The sequence below is a fragment of the Blautia sp. An81 genome, assembly GCF_002161285.1.
Lineage (GTDB): Bacteria > Bacillota > Clostridia > Lachnospirales > Lachnospiraceae > Blautia > Blautia ornithocaccae.
Window position 1 is genome coordinate 76,691 of the sequence record NZ_NFHH01000003.1, and the last position, 15,244, is coordinate 91,934.

At 44.0% G+C, this 15,244-nt stretch carries 23 protein-coding genes; 21 read left to right on the forward strand and 2 right to left on the reverse strand.

The annotated features are described in order from the left end of the window. Positions 1–25: 25 nt before the first annotated feature. From B5G33_RS03790 to B5G33_RS03860, 15 genes are all read left to right on the forward strand, one after another. On the forward strand, positions 26–1,099 hold the full coding sequence (locus B5G33_RS03790; RefSeq protein ID WP_087416807.1) for an alpha/beta hydrolase: 1,074 nt from the start codon (positions 26–28) through the stop codon (positions 1,097–1,099). Between the two features lie 86 nt (positions 1,100–1,185). Then, a complete protein-coding gene (locus tag B5G33_RS03795; protein WP_087416808.1) occupies positions 1,186–1,641 on the forward strand; it encodes a flavodoxin family protein in 456 nt (151 codons plus the stop codon). Positions 1,642–1,647: 6 nt separating this feature from the next. After that, the gene (locus B5G33_RS03800) at positions 1,648–2,361 is read left to right on the forward strand and encodes a RibD family protein (RefSeq protein ID WP_087416809.1); all 714 of its coding nucleotides are present in this window, start codon (positions 1,648–1,650) and stop codon (positions 2,359–2,361) included. 71 nt (positions 2,362–2,432) lie between these two features. Then, positions 2,433–3,302, forward strand: a complete 870-nt coding sequence (locus B5G33_RS03805; protein WP_087416810.1) for an alpha/beta fold hydrolase — start codon at positions 2,433–2,435, stop codon at positions 3,300–3,302. A 142-nt stretch (positions 3,303–3,444) separates the two neighbouring features. Beyond that, positions 3,445–3,801, forward strand: coding sequence for a hypothetical protein (locus B5G33_RS03810; RefSeq protein WP_087416811.1), 357 nt, complete (start codon positions 3,445–3,447; stop codon positions 3,799–3,801). A 204-nt stretch (positions 3,802–4,005) separates the two neighbouring features. After that, positions 4,006–4,284 (forward strand): acylphosphatase, encoded by a 279-nt coding sequence (locus tag B5G33_RS03815; protein WP_087416909.1) that lies wholly within the window; start codon positions 4,006–4,008, stop codon positions 4,282–4,284. An 18-nt stretch (positions 4,285–4,302) separates the two neighbouring features. Beyond that, positions 4,303–4,668 (forward strand): DUF4186 domain-containing protein, encoded by a 366-nt coding sequence (locus tag B5G33_RS03820; RefSeq protein WP_087416812.1) that lies wholly within the window; start codon positions 4,303–4,305, stop codon positions 4,666–4,668. A 31-nt stretch (positions 4,669–4,699) separates the two neighbouring features. Then, positions 4,700–5,287 (forward strand): GNAT family N-acetyltransferase, encoded by a 588-nt coding sequence (locus tag B5G33_RS03825; RefSeq protein WP_087416813.1) that lies wholly within the window; start codon positions 4,700–4,702, stop codon positions 5,285–5,287. 10 nt (positions 5,288–5,297) lie between these two features. After that, positions 5,298–5,627 (forward strand): MmcQ/YjbR family DNA-binding protein, encoded by a 330-nt coding sequence (locus tag B5G33_RS03830; RefSeq protein WP_087416814.1) that lies wholly within the window; start codon positions 5,298–5,300, stop codon positions 5,625–5,627. A gap of 11 nt (positions 5,628–5,638) precedes the next feature. Continuing rightward, positions 5,639–6,730 (forward strand): hypothetical protein, encoded by a 1,092-nt coding sequence (locus tag B5G33_RS03835; RefSeq protein ID WP_087416815.1) that lies wholly within the window; start codon positions 5,639–5,641, stop codon positions 6,728–6,730. A 9-nt stretch (positions 6,731–6,739) separates the two neighbouring features. Beyond that, entirely contained in the window at positions 6,740–7,093 is a 354-nt protein-coding gene (locus tag B5G33_RS03840) for a hypothetical protein (protein ID WP_087416816.1), read from the forward strand. 19 nt (positions 7,094–7,112) lie between these two features. Beyond that, complete coding sequence (locus B5G33_RS03845; RefSeq protein ID WP_087416817.1) at positions 7,113–7,949, forward strand: hypothetical protein; 837 nt, start codon at positions 7,113–7,115, stop codon at positions 7,947–7,949. After that, the gene (locus B5G33_RS21595) at positions 7,906–8,139 is read left to right on the forward strand and encodes a hypothetical protein (protein WP_204247336.1); all 234 of its coding nucleotides are present in this window, start codon (positions 7,906–7,908) and stop codon (positions 8,137–8,139) included. Before B5G33_RS03845 ends, B5G33_RS21595 begins: the two co-directional genes overlap by 44 nt. A 114-nt stretch (positions 8,140–8,253) precedes the next feature. Continuing rightward, entirely contained in the window at positions 8,254–9,447 is a 1,194-nt protein-coding gene (locus tag B5G33_RS03855) for an MFS transporter (RefSeq protein ID WP_087416819.1), read from the forward strand. After that, entirely contained in the window at positions 9,437–10,309 is an 873-nt protein-coding gene (locus B5G33_RS03860) for an aminoglycoside 6-adenylyltransferase (RefSeq protein WP_087416820.1), read from the forward strand. The genes B5G33_RS03855 and B5G33_RS03860 overlap by 11 nt, the downstream gene beginning before the upstream one ends. On the opposite strand, the gene B5G33_RS03865 is transcribed toward B5G33_RS03860, so the two are convergent. Both B5G33_RS03865 and B5G33_RS03870 read right to left on the reverse strand, forming a co-directional pair. Beyond that, positions 10,303–10,782 carry a YbaK/EbsC family protein gene (locus B5G33_RS03865; protein WP_087416821.1) on the reverse strand — a complete coding sequence of 160 codons (480 nt, stop codon included), beginning with the start codon at positions 10,780–10,782 and terminating at the stop codon, positions 10,303–10,305. The two genes, B5G33_RS03860 and B5G33_RS03865, sit on opposite strands and share 7 nt — an antisense overlap. 91 nt (positions 10,783–10,873) lie before the next feature. Next, positions 10,874–11,335: an ABC transporter permease gene (locus B5G33_RS03870; RefSeq protein ID WP_330396632.1), complete on the reverse strand. Its 462-nt coding sequence runs from the start codon at positions 11,333–11,335 to the stop codon at positions 10,874–10,876. Here B5G33_RS03870 and B5G33_RS03875 point away from each other — a divergent pair. From B5G33_RS03875 to B5G33_RS03900, 6 genes are all read left to right on the forward strand, one after another. Next, positions 11,292–11,948, forward strand: coding sequence for a lysoplasmalogenase family protein (locus B5G33_RS03875; RefSeq protein WP_087416822.1), 657 nt, complete (start codon positions 11,292–11,294; stop codon positions 11,946–11,948). The two genes, B5G33_RS03870 and B5G33_RS03875, sit on opposite strands and share 44 nt — an antisense overlap. A 30-nt stretch (positions 11,949–11,978) precedes the next feature. Continuing rightward, positions 11,979–12,446, forward strand: coding sequence for a methylated-DNA--[protein]-cysteine S-methyltransferase (locus B5G33_RS03880; RefSeq protein WP_087416910.1), 468 nt, complete (start codon positions 11,979–11,981; stop codon positions 12,444–12,446). Between the two features lie 151 nt (positions 12,447–12,597). Further along, positions 12,598–12,969, forward strand: coding sequence for a GntR family transcriptional regulator (locus B5G33_RS03885; protein WP_087416823.1), 372 nt, complete (start codon positions 12,598–12,600; stop codon positions 12,967–12,969). Between the two features lie 2 nt (positions 12,970–12,971). Continuing rightward, entirely contained in the window at positions 12,972–13,823 is an 852-nt protein-coding gene (locus tag B5G33_RS03890) for an ABC transporter ATP-binding protein (RefSeq protein ID WP_087416824.1), read from the forward strand. Further along, positions 13,820–14,473 (forward strand): ABC-2 transporter permease, encoded by a 654-nt coding sequence (locus tag B5G33_RS03895; RefSeq protein WP_087416825.1) that lies wholly within the window; start codon positions 13,820–13,822, stop codon positions 14,471–14,473. Before B5G33_RS03890 ends, B5G33_RS03895 begins: the two co-directional genes overlap by 4 nt. Positions 14,474–14,487: 14 nt before the next feature. Continuing rightward, positions 14,488–14,709: a hypothetical protein gene (locus B5G33_RS03900; protein ID WP_087271047.1), complete on the forward strand. Its 222-nt coding sequence runs from the start codon at positions 14,488–14,490 to the stop codon at positions 14,707–14,709. Positions 14,710–15,244 lie beyond the last annotated feature (535 nt).

Sequence of the window (15,244 nt, forward strand, 5' to 3'; positions counted from 1 at the left end):
ATGATTATAAACAGGAGGTGAAGCTGTGAAAAAATACAGACTGTTGGCGGGCTGTCTGGCATTGCTGGTTTTTGGAGCAGGCTGCGGACAAACAGGAACTGAGGAAAACAAAAGGAGCAGTGAGCAGTCAGCACCGGCCGGGGAAGAAAGACTGGACAAGGAAGAAGCTTCAGACCAGACAGAAGAGGCGGTGACAGAAACGGAAGGTGAAACAGTAACAAGAGGAGCGCTCCCGGAAGAACTGGCAGAGATTCCCCAGGATTATTTTTCTCAGTCAGACCAGCAGGGGACTCTTGTGAAATTAGAATATGACACCTATGAGTCTATGACCTATGAGGAGCAGGAACAGGTCCTTTATAAACGGGCGATTGTATATCTGCCCTACGGCTATTCAGAAGATACCCAATATAATGTGTTTTATTTAATGCATGGAGGATGGAGCAACGAGACTACATATCTAGGAACGCCGGACCAGCCTGCTGAATTTAAAAATGTGCTGGACAATGGTATTGCCGATGGAAAAATCCAGCCAATAATCGTTGTCTGCCCTACTTATAATAACGAAAGTGAATCGGACAGCTCTGACTATTCCCTGGCTCTCCGGCTGACTGAGAATTATCATAATGAATTGATCAATGACCTGATACCGGCAGTGGAAGGTACATATAGTACCTATGCGGAGGATACAACTTTAGATGGAATCCGGAACTCCAGGGACCATCGTGCTTTCTGCGGTTTTTCCATGGGCTCTGTGGCAACCTGGAGGACCTTTCAGTATTGTCTGGATTATTTTCGATATTTTATGCCCTCCAGCGGAAATCTAACCTCAGATGGCGAGTACATGGCCTCTATTGTGAAGGATTCCGGTCATGAGTGGAATGACTTTTTTATCTTTGCAGCCTCTGGGACAGAAGACTTTGCCTACGCTTCTTTTAAGAACCAGATTGAGGCTATGGCAGATGTCAGTGACGGTACATTTCGCTATGCAGATAATGAAAGAGAAGGCAATCTGTATTTCCTGGAGCAGGAGGGAGGCACCCACAGCGGTGAGTACGCCATGGAATATTTCTATAACGGATTATGCTGGATCTGGAAGTAAAAGGCATGTCAGTGCAGATAACACATGAAGCCTGGCAGGAATGCAGACAGTATCCTAAAATTTAAAAATATAGGAGGAATTTTAAAATGAGTATTTTATTTATTAACGGAAGTCCAAACAAAAACGGAAACACAGCAAAACTGGCGGCAGAGCTTCTGGCAGGAAAAGAGTATGAGACTTTGAATCTGGTGGATTATAAGCTCTATGCCTATGGACAGAAATTCGAAGATGACCAGTTTTCGGAGATTTTAGAGAAAATGAAAGAAGCAGATACAATTGTTATCGGCTCTCCTGTCTACTGGCATAATATGTGCGGAGCAGTAAGAAATCTCCTGGACCGTTTCTACGGCCCTGTAAACTCCGGGAAACTGTCAGGAAGAAAATTTGCTTTTATATTCCAGGGAGCCGCACCAGAGCAGTGGATGCTGGAGAAAGCAGAATATACCACGAGCCGCTTTGCAAAGATGTATGGCATGGAATATGCAGGTATGGTTACAGACAACAGGGAAGCAGAAAAAGTTTCTGGGAAACTTGGGAGGTAAGCGCTGATGAAAAGACCTTATGTGATCTGTCATATCCTTAGTTCCCTGGACGGGAAAATCAACGGCCCTTTTATGGGGACAGAAACTGTGGCAGAACTGAGCCGGGAATATGGAGCCATCCGCAGTCAGATGCAGGGAGATGCCTGGCTGTACGGAACAACTACCACAAAGGAATTTACTGGATTTGCGAAACCAGTGTTGGAAGAGAAAAATCAGGTGCCGGAAGGGGACTTCGTGGCAGACGACCGGGCAGAAATGTACTATGTATCTTTGGACACCGAAGGGGAGATTGGATGGCAGTCCGGAACCTTTGACAACAGAGGCAGGGGAAAAGCCCACGTCATTGAAATTCTTACAGAAGCAACCTCTGCTGCGTATAAAGCTTATCTGCGAAGAAGAGGAGTTTCCTATATCCTTGCCGGAAAGGATGAGCTGGACTGCAGGCTGGCAATGGAAAAATTGTATGAACTTTTTCATATCGAAAAGCTGCTGATCTGCGGCGGCGGTATGGCAAACTGGAGTTTTCTCCAGGCAGGTATGGTAGATGAGCTAAGCCTTGTGCTGGCGCCGGTAACAGACGGAGGAAAGGGAGCGGCGGCTCTTTTCACCCAGCTTCCTTCTCAGAAAGAGGAAAGTCCGGTAGAATTTACTCTGGAAAAGGCAGAGAAGATCGGAGACGGCGGGCTGCATTTAAAATATCTGGCCAAGAACGCTTTATAAAATCTTATAGATGATTTCTCACAGAGAATGTGTTAGAATCGAAGAAAGCACAGAAGATGTGAGGAATAAAATTGGAAGAATTAAAAGTACATACGTCTTATGGAAATATACATGTTTATAAAAGAGGAACCGGAGAAAAAATCCTCTTTCTCCTCCACGGCAGCGGCCCGGACAGCGCCATGATCTCCTGGTGGGGGATGATGAAAAATTTTACCAGAGAATATACGGTATACGCTCCAGACCTGCTGGGCTATGGAAAAAGTGACAAGCCGGACATACGAGGCGAAAATTTTTACTCTGCCCATATCGAAGCTCTGAACGAAGCGGCAGATCAGTTAGGTGCAGAAGAATTTTACCTGGCAGGTCTGGCTATGGGCGGAGCAGTGGCCATTGGATATGCGTTGAAATACCCTGGCAGAGTAAAGGCTTTATTTCCCATTGATTCCTGGGGATTAACCTTAACTCTGCCATTTCATCCCTTGTCTTATTTACTTATACAGAAGACAAATCTGACCTTGTGGCAATATAAGCTTTTGGGAAAAAGCAGGTGGCTGGTCCAGTACATGCTTCAGGAGTATCTTATTGGGAGCAAACGGAAAATAACCAATAAAATGCTGGGTGAAGTTCAGAAAGCCTGCCAGGAGGAATCCTGCGGAAAGGCTATGCAGGATTTTCAGAGAAGCTCCTGTGATAAGAAGAGGGCAATTCCCTGTTATGTTCAGGAACTGCATAAGCTGAAAATGCCAGTGATCTTCATACACGGGGAAAAAGATCCTCTGGTACCGGTAAGCGATATTTTTAAGGTGGTAAATTTATGCCCCAATGGAAAAGTTCATGTAATGAGAGGCTGTAAGCACTGGCCTGTAAGGGAGCGTCCCGAAGAGGTGACCATGATCATCTTGGAAAATACAGATGAGAGGCAGGCAGAGGAAAATGGATAAAAAAGTCTGTGATACGGCCACAATATAATAAAAACCCGGCTGGTCAGGATATAGAGATTAATAGGAAATGCTTTTCCCTGCAGGTTATGATAAAATAGTACCATCATTTATGGCAATATGCAGAAGACAGGGGAGAGCGGACATGAAGAAATATCTGGGCCTGCTGCTGTGCGGATGTTTGCTGGCAGGATGCGGTATGGCGGACTTTAACGGGAGCAGAACAGGAAATGACAGTCAGTTCCTTATGGAATATACGATTTTTAATACTACAGATTCCCAATTGCTGGAACTGAAAAAGGGAGATAAGATACACGGAGAAATTGAAAAGAAAGCAGGAAAACTTGCTGTCACCATTCAGCAGGAAGGGGAAGAGCCTATTTTAGAGAGCCGGGATATGCCCCCAGGTTCCTTGGATATTGAGATTGAGGAAGATGGGGCCTATCGGATTACAGTGACCGGAGAAAAGGCAAAAGGCAGCGTCAGCTTTACAAAAGAGTAGGAGATGGTCCTGCAGGACTGATTATGAGAATAGTCAGATATCAGTTGTTCCTCCAGAAAAGATTTGATACAATGGAATTTAACAGGAGGAGCAAAAAGTCAGTTGAAAAATGATATATTGTTTTTCCATTTTCGCCTTCCCTGGAAGGCGATTTTTGTATTTTCAAGAAAAGCGTTGATTTATGACAGACAGGAGCTGAGGATAATGTTTAGAGAAAAAGAGATTAGAAAACACCTGATCTTTTCCGGCAGGGTACAGGGAGTGGGGTTCCGCTACCGGGCCATGCACATTGCCCAGATGCTGGGGCTGACCGGCTGGGTGAAGAACCGCTGGGACGGAAAGGTGGAGATGGAAGTCCAGGGAAAGCGGGATGAGATCGGAAAGATGATCTCCATGCTGTATCAGCAGAGATTTATCTGGATTGAGGATATAGAAGAAAAAGAAATCCCTGCGGAAAAGGAAAGCAGCTTTTCTATTCACTGAAAGAGGAGAGAGATGGCTATGACGGAAGAAGAATGGCTGAAACAGCTTTTTACAGGGCTTTCCCAATCCAATTTTCGCAGCAGATTTCATCTGAAAGAACAGGACAAGGAGTATGTGAGGCAGAAGGGATTGGATAGGATCCGGGAGCATGCCCAGGCTTTTATAGAAAAGAGACTGGCTCCGGCAGTGATCCCAAACGATGGAAAGCAGACTCCTATGCGAGGCCATCCGGTTTTTATCGCCCAGCATGCTACGGCGACCTGCTGCAGAGGATGCCTGGAAAAATGGCATAAGATCCGGGCAGGAAAGGAACTTACCCCCAGGCAAAAGGAGTATATTGTACATGTGATTATGCTTTGGATCAAGGGGGAGATGGAAAGATGAAGAAGAAAAATCCGTCTTATGGAGAATAAAAATGGAAAGCAAAGAGATTGTAACAAAACGGCTGCTTTTAAGAAAACTTCAGAAGGAAGACTGTGGATTTTTCCATAAGCTTCTGAGTGATCAGGAGGTGAACCGTTTCCTTCCCTGGTTCCCGGTAAAGTCCATGGGAGAAACAGAGCAGTTCTTAAAAGAGCGTTATCTGACCGTATATGAAAAGGGACAAGGCTATGTCTATGTCATATGCCTGAAAGAAACAGGAACACCTGTAGGATATGTGAACATCAGCGGTGAGGAAAGCCATGACCTGGGATACGGGCTGGCCAGACAGTACTGGAACCAGGGAATCGTCACTGAAGCCTGTCAGGGCCTGATCCAAAAAGTGAAACAGGAGGGGCTGCCTTATATTACAGCCACTCATGACAGAGAAAATATTCCCAGCGGAAAGGTAATGAGAAAACTGGGAATGAGTTACCAATATTCCTATGAAGAACAATGGCAGCCGAAAAATTACAAGGTGATATTCCGGATGTATCAGCTGAATTTTACCATGCCAAAAGAATGGCGGTATGACCGATACTGGAAGGAATCTCAGATACATTTTGTAGAAGAAGAGTTATAAGGAGAAGCCTATGAAAACCAGAGAAGAAGCAGTTCAGTATGCCCTGACCTTTCCTGATGTTTACAGAGACGAGCCTTTTCACGATCTAAACTGGACGGTGATCCGCAAAAAGAAAAGCAGGAAGGTGTTTCTCTGGATATTTGAAAGAGAGGGACATATCTGGCTGAATGTAAAGGCAGACCCGGAGTGGAGAGATTTCTGGAGAGAGGTATATCCTTCGGTGGTTCCGGCCTATCATTTGAATAAAAAATACTGGAATTCCATTATTTTGGACGGCACTGTACCGGAGGAGAAGATACGGCAGATGATAGGTGAGAGCTATGATCTGGTAAAAGGATAACAAGTGAGAAAATGAAAAGATATGGTTTTATGGTGTGGGGATTTTTCTGCCATTTTTGGATTGATTTTTCCTGCTCATGGTTTATTTTTCAGGAGGTTGTAGGGGAGGCTGGCTGGTATACACTCTTATTCTTTTATAATTTTTTTGCCTTTGCTTTAGAGCTGCCTCTGGGAGTTCTGCTGGACAGGATTTGTGAGAAGAATAAGGGCAGCTTAAAAGGCTATTCCTGGACAGGAATTGCAGGAATTTTTCTGGTGCTGCTGGCGCTGTATGGAGATATTCCCCTGTGGCTGGGCATTTTTCTGGCTGGTTTTGGGAATGCTGCCTTTCATGTGGGAACAGGTGCCCTGGTCCTGGCTGTATTTCCGGAGAAAATCTGGCCCTCAGGGCTATTTGTATCTTCCGGGGCTCTGGGAATCTGCCTTGGAAAGCTGCTTTCCGGGAAAACCGGTATGAAAATAGCTATGGGAATAATGCTGTCACTGCTGTTTTCGACGGCGGTACTTGGAGAGGCGACAGGGAAAAAGAAGAAAAAATGCAGGGAAATCCAAAGGGAAAAGGTTCCGATGGCAACTAAAGGAATATTACCGGAAACTGCATTTGACCTGCTCTCAGTGCTCTGTATTTTTATGACTGTGGTTCTCCGCTCCTATCAGGGAATGGCCCTTTCTTTTCCCTGGAATCAGACTGTAAAGACCGGTCTGATCCTGGCGGGGGCTACGGCAGCAGGAAAGCTTGCAGGAGGTATTGGAGCGGACCTGACAGGTATGAAAAAAACAGTTGTTTTATCTCTGGGTCTGGGAGGAATCCTGCTGCTGCAGCCTTCCTCTATGTGGTCTGGTACTGCCGGAACCCTGCTTTTTAACATGACCATGCCGATTACCCTGGTGCTTTTGTACAGGACTTTTCCGAAATGGCCGGGAATTTCTTTTGGACTGCTGACCTTTGCTCTGTTTATAGGTTTTTTGCCTTCTTATTTTGGAGTTGGAAGCCTTCCAATGCCTTTTGGAGCCGGTTTTTTATCTTTTCTGTCCTTAATTCTTTTATGGATGACTATAAAGAGAAGGGAAAGGGCAGGGCAGCAAGGGAAAAGCGATCAGTAGGAGGAAAATATGCATATTTGGATAAAAACCCTGTTCCTTTCTCTGGTTCTTACCTGGATCATCGAGACCCTGGTTTTTCTGGGAATGGGAATCCGAAAAAGGAAGGATCTGTTGCTGCTGTTTTTTATAAATTTATTTACAAATCCTATGGCAGTAACAATCTATCAGCTTCAGCCAGTTCATAGTGGCTTTATGAGCTGGATAATACAGATTTTTCTGGAAATTTTTGTGGTTTTGACAGAGGGAATCCTGCTGTATAAATGTATGGAGAGAAAGAAAAATCCATGGATTTTGTCTCTGGCGGCCAACGGAGTTTCTTATTTGTGCGGAGCAGTTTATACAGTGGCGCTATACTGGAAGTAGAAAATGATAGGAGGAGGCTATGAAAGAGAAAAAGTTTGCAGATGTTGAAAATTGGAGGAGCCGGTTGGTTTGGGGAGTTTTACTTGCTGCGGTGATTTTTTTTCTGGTCATAAAGCCGGAGGAGGTCCAGGCGGACCTGATCCTGGAGCCGGAGGACCAGTTCTATCAGGCACATGCTGACCAGTGCGAATATGTGGACCGGAATTATTATACAGATGGCAGCGTGGACTTCTGGACGGCGCCTAACGGGAGAAAAAAGGGGAGTTTTCCGGCAGATACCAGGCTTCAGGTTACCCATGTATATACAGACAGCCAGGGAGCGCAATGGGGTGTGTTTTTGGAGCAGGAAAGCGGCTGGATACTGATGGCGGATGTATATCTGGATTATGACAGCAGGCAATTCAGCGAAGACCATGAAGAAGAAATCCTGCCAGGAGAAGAGCAGGTGCTGGCAGAAGGGGAAAAGGTTGTATTCTGGTCCTATCCCTGCTCGGGAGAGAACTGGGGAACAGAAGAATTACAGCAGGAACTAAAATTTTCCGAATTTTACACGGACAGCCAGGAACGGCTCTGGGGAAATGTAGGGTACTATATGGGAAGCAGAGATTTCTGGATCTGCCTTTCCGAACCCGGAAACCAGGAGATCCCCATGGAAGAGGAGCCGCCTAAAGTACCGGGACAGGCAGTAGTGATACAGGGACAAACAGCAGAACAGGAAAATGCTGTCTCAGAAGAAACTCTGGAGAAAATAAAAGAACAGGGGAGTCTGCCGGTGTGGATATTGGTTCTTCCGGCTCTTCTGACTGTTGCAGTTGCCGGAGGATGTATCTGGTTTTTCTGGTTACGGAAAAAGTAGATTTTCCTTGTATTGGGACAGGCATTGTGCTATACTTTTTTGGGCTGCCGGTGCAGCGGCAGCTTTCTTAAAAGGTAAATTTTTGAAAAAGGAGGGCGCACAAGTGGGCTGGAAAACACCATTTTTAATGATTAAAAAAGGTAACTTTTTTGGTGTTCAGGCTATAAGTGCGCCCATTTTTAGAAGATAATCTTATCTGTGGCAGGGCCTGAGGAGAACAGGAAACTGTTCTGCCGGACGTAAAAGACTGCTATCTGAAATTCTGAAAATGGGCATTATCTAGGAAGAATGAGAGGATAATGCTATGAACATCAAGAAACAAATTTCCAGGTTATATCTATATGAAATTGTAAGTGGTTTGCAGATCGTAGATGCAGTATGGGTATTTTTCCTTTTGCAGCGGGGATTTTCCCTGGGACAGGTGGGAATTGCCGAAGGAGTTTTCCACGCAGTGAGTATGTGCTTTGAAATTCCAAGCGGCATGGTATCGGATACCATAGGCAGGAGAAGGACGCTTATGCTGTCGGGAATCGTATCGGCTATGGCTGCATTCTTTATGATCGCTTCGGATAACTTTGCAATGATACTTCTGGCTATGGGAATCAACGCAGTTAGCTACAATCTGGTCTCCGGTACCAGAGAGGCTCTGACCTATGATAGCCTTCTGGTGACTGGACAGGAGGAAATGTATCTGAAGGTAGCGTCCAGACAGGATTTCCTTTATGAGGCCCTGTTTGCCTTTACCAGCCTGATGAGTGTGGTAACGGTAAGTTTAGGCTACAAAAAAGCCTATCTGCTTGGGATTCTTCAGGGGATTTTGTGTACTTTCTGCGCATCTCTTCTGAAAGAAGCTGTTGTTGAAGAGAAAAAGAATAGAGAAAAAATGTCTCTGGGAATCATGGCAAAAGAAGTTGCCGGACATTTTGTGAGAACGGCGAAGTTTCTGAGAAAGACCCCAAAAGTTGCCTGGCGGATGGCCTGTTCCGGACTGGTATCTGCGGCAGTGTATGTGGTCTATATGCTTCTGCAGGACCATCTTGTAGCCGTGGGACTTGAGCCGGGATTTCTGGGAATCCCTCTGCTGCTGATTTCCTTGTGCACTATGGCAGGAGCAGTTCTGGCGGAGAAAAGCAGAAAGATTTCTTCCAGAAAGCTCTATCTGGCAGGGGGAATCCTTACAGGGCTTTCTCTGATCTTTGCCGGGAGAAATTCTCTGGTGATTTCAGTTATGGGAGGAGGAATTGCCCACTGTGTCAGCGAGGTCATCATGCTCCGTACAGAAACTGAAAATCAGAAGTTCTTTTCCAGCGAATCTCGTGCTACAATGGTATCAGCAGGCAGTATGGCTTACAGTGTTTTTATGACCATTTTAAGTCCCGGAGCGGGGGCTCTGGCAGATGTTCTTTCTGTTTCAGAAGCCTTTGCTCTGCTGGGGTTATTGGCTGCGGCTGCCGGTGTGATCATGTTTTGCAGGATGAGGTATGAAAATGAGAAGTGAAAAAGAAATGTTTGAACTGTTAATTTCTACGGCCAGGGATGATGAACGGATATTGGCTGCTTATCTGGAGGGGTCCCGGACAGTACCCCAGGTTCCAAGGGATATTTTTCAGGACTTTGATCTGGTCTACGTAGTGACAGAAACCAGGCCTTTTATAGAAGAAAAAGAATGGATCAACAGGTTTGGTCAGCGCCTGTATATGCAGTACCCGGATGAGGGAATCTGGGATAATGGGAATCATGAGAACTGCTATGGATGGCTGATGCAGTTTGCAGACGGCAACCGTCTGGACCTCCATGTATGTACCCTGGCTTTTGTAAAGGAACAGTTAAAGAAAGGGGAACCTTATCGGATTCTTTTAGATAAAACCGGCTGCCTGCCCCAGCCCGGAGAAAATCTTGAAAAAGTATACTGGGTGAAGAAACCTTCCCAGGAAGAATTTCTGGCAGTCTGCAATGAATTCTGGTGGTGTCTGAATAATGTGGCAAAAGGTTTGTGGAGGGAAGAACTCCCCTATGTGATGGAACAGCTGAACTTCGTGATACGGCCAATGCTTTTTAAAGTTCTTGCCTGGAAGGCTGGAAAGGACCATGATTTTTCTGCCAGTGTAGGAAAGGGAGGAAAATATTTGAAAAACTATCTGCCGGAGGCGGTTTATGAAAGCTATATGAGAACCTATCCGGCAGGAGAAAAAGAAGCGATACAGAAAAGTGTCTTTGAGATGTGCAGTCTTTTTGAGACAATGGCCAGAGAGGTGGCCCAGGCTCTGGGATTTTCCTACCATGAAGAGGAAGGGAGAAATTCCAGAGCTTATCTGGAACATGTCTGCCAGCTCCCCAAAGACGCAAAAGAGATTTACTGATCCATAGGTTTGCAGACGTCTATCCAGTCTTTGGCGTTTGTATAGTTTTCCAGCTCGCTGCAGGTCAGCTCAATAGCGGAGTTTTCGCTGCCTGCAGCAGGGAAAACGGTTTCAAAGCGTTTTAAAGACTGGTCCAGATAGATTTCCGTATGAGAAGGATTGGCAAAAGGACATACGCCTCCGATCCCATGGCCGGTGAGAGGTTCTACGTCATCCTTTGCCAGCATTTTCGCCTTCATACCGAAGTAATGTTTGAATTTGCTGTTATCGATTTTCATATCCCCGGCGGTGACAATGAGGATTGCATGGTCCTTTTCTTTGCTGTAAAAAGACAGGGTTTTTGCAATCCGGGCAGGGGCGGTTCCTACTGCCTGGGCAGCCAGCTCCACAGTAGCGCTGGACTGGGAAAATTCCCGGATATCATTCTCCCTTCCCAGGGATTTGAAATATTGTTTTACAGATTCTAGTGACATGGTGAATAATTCCTTTCTGTTTTATATAAAAGTTTGTTGAGTTTTGCTGCTATAGAGTTATTTTATATAGTTATTTGGAAGATGTCAAAGTTTATTGCACACTGATATTTTCAACGATAGACATTTTCTGTAACTGTTTTGCAGGTCCCCGAATCGCTAAAAAAGAAGTAAACAAAACAATAGCGATTATGAGCATAAGAGGAATGAACGGAACACTCCAAGGCGTTCCCCAAATATTTGTTATCAGGCTTACATAGATGACCCAGTGCATGGGAAGACCGATAATACAGCCTAAAATAACTCCGCTTATCCCATAGGTCCCTGCTTCGGCAATTATCATTTTTACAAGCTGCCGATTACTCATTCCAATCGCCCTCATACCTCCGTATTCTTTCATTTTGGCGGCAACTCCCATATTATTTTGAATCATAGCATGTATGAATAAATAGCTGAAAAAGACATAGAAATGCGGTATAATTATAAAACACAGAAAAATAAGGGGGTGCTTTATGCTGTATGTGATCTGGGGGATTTTAGTCCTTCCTGTGATCATTGTGGGAATGATCCTGCATTTTAAGATCAAGGAATGGGGGAAGCGCAGATGGAATATCCTTCCCAAATGTCTTTCTACCTGGATGATCGTGTGTACTGGTTTTTTAGGAATCTGGGCCAGAGGAGACAGCCAGGGACTGGATAAGAAATGGATTTTGGCGGCCTTGGTCCTTTTCCTGCTGGCGGACGGTTTTCTGGAAGTACAGTTTTTCCTGGGTATGGGAGTATTTGCAGCGGGACATCTGATCTTGATCGGATGGTTTCTCACAAGAGGAGCCTATACGCCGGTAAGTTTTTTCTGGTGGGTTCTCTTTATGGGAGTTTCCTTATATCTGTTCCACAGGGAACTAAGGGGAGCCAGAGAGAATCCCAAACTGTATGCCATGATCTTGTATCCGGCAGTGCTTATGGGAATGACAGCGGTGGCTGTTATGCTTCCTTCAAAGCTGGGGCCGGATTACCTGAGAGCAGCAGTGGGAGCAGTGCTGTTTGCGGTTTCGGATTTAATGGTGGGAAAGGGTTTTTTTAACAAGCTGTCAAAGCCTATGAGCGTACTGGCGTTGAGCCTCTATTATGCAGGAATATTTTGCATAGCATTGATTACGTGGATATAAAAGGAGATAAGAGTGGAAGAAAAAACAGAAATGATTTATGGAGAAATTTATCAAAGTCCCATAGGAGCTCTGACAATTTTGTCTGGAGACAAAGGAATTAAGGCCATAAAATTTTATGAAGATGAGAAAGTGAAAGCCCAGGGCAGGACTAATGAGATGACCAGGTGGGCGGTGAAAGAGCTGGAGGAATATTTTCAGGGAAAGAGAAAGGCCTTTACGGTGCCCTGTGTTCCTCAGGGTACAGATTTTCAGAAAAGAGTATGGGAAGCTCTTACTCAGATTCCTTATGGCGAGACAAGGACTTATAAAGAAATTGCAGCGGCGGCAGGGAACTCCAAAGCCAGCCGGGCGGTGGGAATGGCAAATAACAGGAATCCCATACCCATTATCATTCCCTGCCACAGAGTGATCGGAACTAATGGAAGTCTGACTGGTTATGCAGGGGGACTGAAAGTTAAAGAATATTTGCTGAAACTGGAAAGCAATTTGAATTTTTGAAAGTATGCAGGGAAAGGAAGATTGGTTTGCTTGTTTACGATAGCTGGCAGGCCGGTTTTCCTTTTTTTAAAATTTTAAAATAAACAGTATATAACACTTGACAAAAGTTAACTACTGTTATATACTGTTTACAACAAAGGAGGAACAATGCATGAAGATAATCATAAACAATTCTCTGATGATCCCAATCTACGAGCAGATTGTAGACCAGATCAAGACCCTTATCCGGAAAGGGGAGTTAAAGGAGAATGATAATCTGCCTTCTGTACGGGCTTTGGCCAGGGAACTGAAGATCAGCGCCCTGACAGTGAAAAAGGCCTATGACGATCTGGAAACTGAAGGCTTTACCGTTACGGTACACGGCAAAGGAACCTATGTGGCGGCGACCAATGCAGAACGGCTTTTGGAAGAGCAGAAAAAGGAAGTAGAGGCAGATTTGGAAAAAGCTATACAGAAAGCCAGACGATGCGGAATCAGCGATGAAGACTTAAAAGACATTTTTGAGTTATTGTTGGAGGGATGATTATGTTAAAAATCGATCATTTAAGAAAGAACTATGGAAGTTTTGCTTTGGACTGTACCCTGGAAGTGCAGCCAGGCTGTATCACAGGACTGATCGGCCAGAACGGAGCGGGAAAAAGCACTACATTTAAAGCGGTTTTAGGTCTTATCTCTACAGAGGGCGGGAGCATCCGGATTTTTGGAAAGGACCTGAAGGACTTTACCGCAAAAGACAAACAGGGGTTGGGAGTGGTCCTCTCCGATTCCGGATTCAGCGGATATCTGACTATTGAAGATATCATCCCTGTGATGGAAAGCCTCTATACCAAATTTGACAAGACCTTTTTTAAAGAGCAGATAAAGCGGTTTCAGCTTCCTGAAAAGAAACGTCTAAAGGATTTTTCTACGGGAATGAAGGCAAAGCTGAAGGTCCTGGCAGCGATTTCTCATAATGCAAAACTGCTGATCCTTGACGAGCCTACAGCAGGTCTTGATGTGGTGGCCAGAGATGAACTTCTGGAAATGCTCCGGGAGTTTATGGAAAAGGACGAGGAACGGTCTATTCTCATAAGCTCCCATATTTCCAGTGACCTGGAAACTTTGTGTGATGACCTTTACATGATCCATGAAGGAAAGATCATTCTCCATGAAGATACAGATGTGCTCCTCAGCGACTATGGACTTTTGAAAGTGGACAGAGAACAGTATACGGGATTGGATAAAGAATATATTCTGAGAAGAAAAAAGGAGAGCTACGGATATAGCTGCCTGACAAACCAGAAACAATATTATGTGGAGAATTATCCAGATATTGTCATTGAAAAAGGAAATATTGATGAAGTGATAACTATGATGATCAGAGGTGAAAGATTATGAAAGGATTATTGATAAAAGATTTTCGGTTAATGAAAGTTCAGAAAAATTTTTTGACTTTAATCACAGTCATAGGAGTTTTTATGGCTCTGTTTTCTGAAAATGTATCGTATACGATTGGCTTTATATCTTTTATATTTTCGCTGTTTTCAATAAGCTCTATCAGTTATGATGAGCTTGACAATGGAAATGCTTTTTTGTTTTCCCTGCCCGTTACCAGAAAGACTTATACCATCGAAAAATATTGTTTCGGAATGATCATGGGACTGGGGGCCTGGATTATAATATCAATGCTGTCAGTAGCTATAGGAATCGGAAGAGGACAGGAGCCTGTTGGAGAATTAATTACAATTGCTTTTATAATTCTGCCCCTGGTATTATTTATGCTGGCAGTGATGGTGCCTGTAATGCTGAAATTTGGGGCTGAAAAGGGAAGAGTTGCGGTAGTCATTCTCTTTGCAGTGCTTTATTTGACAATAGTAATGCTGGCAGAGAGTGTACAACAGTGGGGAGAAGATTTTTTGCCGATTCTGGATTCTCTTCCTGAAATAGGAATTGGAACTTTTCTGGGAATCCTGATTGCCGCTGCTGTTTTAATTTTACTTTTGTCCGTGAGAATCAGTATCGGAATTGTAAAAAAGAAAGAATTTTAAGAGGGAAAACAAGTATGAAAAATTCAGGCAGATGTCCAAAATGCGGTTCTGTAGATATTGTTCGTGTTCCGGATAATCCCCGTCGTTATACCAGCGGAAACAATATCTATACCACTTCAATAACTTTAATAGGGAAAATCCCTGTTATCCGCTATGTATGTTGCTGCTGCGGCTATGTAGAGAACTGGGTGGAGAAGGCAGGGGAGCTGGATACCATTAAAAGAAATTTTGGATAAAGTGGAAGTATATGGATTTTGGAAATGAAAACCATCAAGAAGAGAAATTTACGGTTGAAAAATGGTTTTTACAATTTGAACCGTAGTTTTAAACAGGGTAAAACGGTTAAATTTGGAATTTCCAAAATATAACCGTACTTTTTCCAGAAATTAAACGGTTAAAAAAGGCATTCGTTAAATTATAACCGTACAATAGCCTGGAAATGAACGGTTATAATGGCATTTTTAGGATTATAACCGTATAACAGTCCGGAAATGAACGGTTAAATATAGCAATTTTGAATTATAACCGTATAATCCTGGAGAATCCCCAAGTTTAGTGATGATTTATGCGAAAAATAGGGGATAAAAAGAAAAGCTCAGAGTAAGGCGTTTCCGCATTAACCAAAATTGAGAATATTTATACATTTTATTGCTCATTCTGCGCTGCTTTGAGCTTATGGTCTGTCTCAAAGCAATGCTCGACAAATTGGCATAAAATGTATAAATATTCCTGAAATATGATTCATGCCACAACGCCTTGCTTTTTATGAAG

Bases quoted from the DNA above. Each gene is read 5' to 3' on its own strand.
- B5G33_RS03795 (WP_087416808.1), top strand. From the start codon at position 1,186: ATGAGTATTTTATTTATTAACGGAAGTCCAAACAAAAACGGAAACACA.
- B5G33_RS03800 (WP_087416809.1), top strand. From the start codon at position 1,648: ATGAAAAGACCTTATGTGATCTGTCATATCCTTAGTTCCCTGGACGGG.
- B5G33_RS03810 (WP_087416811.1), top strand. From the start codon at position 3,445: ATGAAGAAATATCTGGGCCTGCTGCTGTGCGGATGTTTGCTGGCAGGA.
- B5G33_RS03815 (WP_087416909.1), top strand. From the start codon at position 4,006: ATGTTTAGAGAAAAAGAGATTAGAAAACACCTGATCTTTTCCGGCAGG.
- B5G33_RS03820 (WP_087416812.1), top strand. From the start codon at position 4,303: ATGACGGAAGAAGAATGGCTGAAACAGCTTTTTACAGGGCTTTCCCAA.
- B5G33_RS03825 (WP_087416813.1), top strand. From the start codon at position 4,700: ATGGAAAGCAAAGAGATTGTAACAAAACGGCTGCTTTTAAGAAAACTT.
- B5G33_RS03830 (WP_087416814.1), top strand. From the start codon at position 5,298: ATGAAAACCAGAGAAGAAGCAGTTCAGTATGCCCTGACCTTTCCTGAT.
- B5G33_RS03835 (WP_087416815.1), top strand. From the start codon at position 5,639: ATGAAAAGATATGGTTTTATGGTGTGGGGATTTTTCTGCCATTTTTGG.
- B5G33_RS03840 (WP_087416816.1), top strand. From the start codon at position 6,740: ATGCATATTTGGATAAAAACCCTGTTCCTTTCTCTGGTTCTTACCTGG.
- B5G33_RS03845 (WP_087416817.1), top strand. From the start codon at position 7,113: ATGAAAGAGAAAAAGTTTGCAGATGTTGAAAATTGGAGGAGCCGGTTG.
- B5G33_RS03855 (WP_087416819.1), top strand. From the start codon at position 8,254: ATGAACATCAAGAAACAAATTTCCAGGTTATATCTATATGAAATTGTA.
- B5G33_RS03860 (WP_087416820.1), top strand. From the start codon at position 9,437: ATGAGAAGTGAAAAAGAAATGTTTGAACTGTTAATTTCTACGGCCAGG.
- B5G33_RS03865 (WP_087416821.1), bottom strand. From the start codon at position 10,782: ATGTCACTAGAATCTGTAAAACAATATTTCAAATCCCTGGGAAGGGAG.
- B5G33_RS03875 (WP_087416822.1), top strand. From the start codon at position 11,292: ATGCTGTATGTGATCTGGGGGATTTTAGTCCTTCCTGTGATCATTGTG.
- B5G33_RS03870 (WP_330396632.1), bottom strand. From the start codon at position 11,335: ATGATCACAGGAAGGACTAAAATCCCCCAGATCACATACAGCATAAAG.
- B5G33_RS03880 (WP_087416910.1), top strand. From the start codon at position 11,979: ATGATTTATGGAGAAATTTATCAAAGTCCCATAGGAGCTCTGACAATT.
- B5G33_RS03885 (WP_087416823.1), top strand. From the start codon at position 12,598: ATGAAGATAATCATAAACAATTCTCTGATGATCCCAATCTACGAGCAG.
- B5G33_RS03890 (WP_087416824.1), top strand. From the start codon at position 12,972: ATGTTAAAAATCGATCATTTAAGAAAGAACTATGGAAGTTTTGCTTTG.
- B5G33_RS03895 (WP_087416825.1), top strand. From the start codon at position 13,820: ATGAAAGGATTATTGATAAAAGATTTTCGGTTAATGAAAGTTCAGAAA.
- B5G33_RS03900 (WP_087271047.1), top strand. From the start codon at position 14,488: ATGAAAAATTCAGGCAGATGTCCAAAATGCGGTTCTGTAGATATTGTT.